The 1,278-nt window shown below is 58.7% G+C and carries 2 protein-coding genes; both read left to right on the top strand.

Annotated features, from left to right (window positions below; translation table 11 throughout):
* A partial coding sequence (locus tag HYI44_RS29130) for an ERF family protein (protein ID WP_225571209.1) occupies positions 1 to 477 on the top strand: 477 nt, incomplete at its 5' end.
* On the top strand, positions 474 to 1,232 hold the full coding sequence (locus tag HYI44_RS29125; RefSeq protein ID WP_225571208.1) for a YqaJ viral recombinase family protein: 759 nt from the start codon (positions 474 to 476) through the stop codon (positions 1,230 to 1,232). The genes HYI44_RS29130 and HYI44_RS29125, both read left to right, overlap by 4 nt.
* The last annotated feature ends 46 nt before the right edge of the window (positions 1,233 to 1,278 follow it).

The following is a 1,278-nucleotide window of genomic DNA, read 5'->3' as shown; positions in this document are numbered from 1 at the left end:
GAAGACATCAACGATGTGATCAAGCCGATCATGCAGCAGCATGGCTTCGCGATCACATTCAAGGTCGAGAACATTGCCCAGGGCCTGAGCGTCACCGGCATCCTCATGCACCGCGCCGGTCACCGCGAAAGCACTACGATGCTCTTGCCGCTCGACACCAGCGGCAGCAAGAACGCCGTCCAGGCGGTTGGATCGTCCACCAGTTACGGCAAACGGTACGTCATGAGCGCCCTGCTCAACCTAACAACCCGTGGCGAAGACGACGACGGCCACGCTGCTGTGCCGACTGCAAACGTTACATCAGTGCAGGCCTCGGGCATTACCGCGCTACTCAGTCGGTGCACTGAAAAGACACAAGAGTGGTTCGTCGGCGAGTACGGGTCTGTCGAGTGCGTGCCAAAGGGGCGCCACGACATCCTGGTAGCTCAGCTCAACAAGGCAATCAAAGCGGCGGAAGCTGCAGCGGTGGCGGAATGAAAATCATCACTGAAATCGAACAGGGCACGCCCGAGTGGCTGGCCCTGAGGCTGGGGATCATCACCTGCTCCGAGCTGGAATGCCTGCTGGTCAATGGCAAGGGCGAGTCAGGGTTCGGGGGCGGGGCGCTCACCTACATGAACACCCTGATCGGCGAGCGAATCACTGAAGAGGCTGCCGACCCCTTCACCGGGAACAAGCACACCGAGCGTGGCCATGAGCTGGAAGGTATTGCCCGCGGCCTTTACGAGTCGCAGGTGGACGTCAGCACCAGCCAGGTCGGGATCATCCTGAATCACGGGATCGGCTATTCGCCTGACTCTCTTGTCGGCGCCAACGGCCTGACGGAAATAAAAACCAAACTGCCGAAGTTCCAGGTGGAAGTGATCCTGTCTGGCGAAATTCCAAAGGAGCACGTCGCTCAGTGCCAGGGCGGCCTTTGGGTGTCGGAGCGAGAGTGGATCGACTTTGTCTGTTACTGGCCAGGGATGCCGCTGTTCATCAAGCGCGCCTACCGGGATNAAGTGATCCTGTCTGGCGAAATTCCAAAGGAGCACGTCGCTCAGTGCCAGGGCGGCCTTTGGGTGTCGGAGCGAGAGTGGATCGACTTTGTCTGTTACTGGCCAGGGATGCCGCTGTTCATCAAGCGCGCCTACCGGGATGAAGTGATGATCCGCAAGCTCAGCGAACGAGTGAAAACGTTCTACGAGATTCTCGATGAGCGCATGAACAAAGTATTGGGGATCGCAGCATGATCAGCACCGAACTCAGCATGATTGAAATGCTCAACCCGCTCCGCCA

This window comes from Pseudomonas sp. Y24-6, from assembly GCF_020295325.1.
Taxonomy (GTDB): Bacteria; Pseudomonadota; Gammaproteobacteria; order Pseudomonadales; family Pseudomonadaceae; genus Aquipseudomonas; species Aquipseudomonas gregormendelii.
The sequence above is the reverse complement of the archived record's forward strand: the minus strand, read 5'-3'. Positions and strand labels throughout refer to the sequence as shown.